1 protein-coding gene is annotated in these 1,459 nt (G+C 42.6%); it reads left to right on the forward strand.

Going from position 1 to position 1,459, the window contains the following annotated elements; translation table 11 throughout:
- Positions 1-159: 159 nt before the first annotated feature.
- Positions 160-1,386 (forward strand): IS701 family transposase, encoded by a 1,227-nt coding sequence (locus J2S25_RS19915; RefSeq protein ID WP_307192719.1) that lies wholly within the window; start codon positions 160-162, stop codon positions 1,384-1,386.
- Positions 1,387-1,459: the final 73 nt, after the last annotated feature.

Below are 1,459 nucleotides of genomic sequence, written 5' to 3' on the forward strand. Positions count from 1 at the left end.
ACTTGACTCTTGCAAAAAAGTTGTCGCCTTGAGTTTTGTAGAGAACACTCAGATGCTAAGAACTTTTGTCGATTAAGAAAAATAAAAAAGGACATTCCAACCCTTTTGGAGAAATTTGTGGTTACCCATCCAAAATTTCCATTAAAAAGGAGAATGTCCATGATCATGGTAACCTTTTATACCTATATAGTCAATTTTATTTTTGCTTTGGGACTTGGATTTTCAAAACCGCAAACCCGTCATGTGTTGACTTTTATTCATGGAATTATTTTGGCAGATGGAAAAAAGACAGTATCTAATATCCGGAGATTCACCCACGAAACCCGTGACTTAAGCAGTATGACTCGGTTTCTAAATGAATCCCCCTGGTGCCCTAACCGTGCGAATCGGCGGCGTATCCAGTTTATGATGGAGAAGATCAAAAAAGCCCGTGCCAAACAAGGTGATACAAGACCGATCACTTTTTTGATTATGGACGATACTCAATCCAAAAAGGATTCGCATACCCACGGGATGGAAGGGCTGGATTATCATTTTTCCCACTCCGATGGGAAAAGTGTCTGGTCCCATTGCGTGGTAACTGCCCATGTTGTAAGCGAAGGCTACTCGTTTGCTCTGGATTATCGCTCCTACTTCAGGGATTCCTACTGCAGCGAAAATGGACTGGCATTTAAAAGCAAGAATGATCTGGCCATTGAGTTGATCAACGGCTATGAATCCCCATCGGACGAACAGGTTTATGTTCTCGTCGACAGTTGGTATACAAGCAAAAAATTAATAGATGCGTGCAGTACAAACGGCTACCATCTAATTGGCGGTTTGCGTACAAACCGTAAAATTTATCCGGCAGGTATTGGGATCAAACTGTCCCAATTTATCTCTGATTATATCCAGGCTGATGATCTCCGCCCCGTTACGGTGGGGCATCACCGGTATAAAATATACTCGTATGAGGGAAATCTCAGTGACACGGAAAATGCTACCATCCTTGTGTCCTGGGAGGACAAATACGATTCAAAGACGAAACCGTTCTGTCTCCTCTGCACAGACTCCAGCCTGGATCTCGTGACGATCCTGCGCTACTATGAAGTGCGTTGGCACATCGAGACGGGATACCGATATTTCAAGGATTTACTTGGTTTTGACCATTACCAGCTACTTTCGTACAAAGGGATAGAGCGATTCTGGTGTTTACAATTTCTCACGTATAACTTCCTCGAATCTCAGAGAAAAGAATGGAAAGAGGAAGGCATCGTCACCATTGGAGACACAGTCCGCCGCATCCGAAAGGACCATTTGAGCCAGTTGATTGTTTATTCCTATGAGCAGGGACTAACCCAAAAGCCCTTGGTAGAAGTACTAAAATGTCTAAAATTGTCGGCTTAAAAACCACATAGCTTTAACCTTATTTTAGTGCGGCCTTTTTTAGGTGATATTTCAAAAAATGCAAGACTCAAGT

The sequence above is a fragment of the Mesobacillus stamsii genome (assembly GCF_030814065.1).
GTDB classification, from domain to species: Bacteria; Bacillota; Bacilli; order Bacillales; family Cytobacillaceae; genus Mesobacillus; species Mesobacillus stamsii.

Coding starts and splice junctions, on each gene's coding strand:
- J2S25_RS19915 (WP_307192719.1), top strand. CDS start 160: ATGATCATGGTAACCTTTTATACCTATATAGTCAATTTTATTTTTGCT.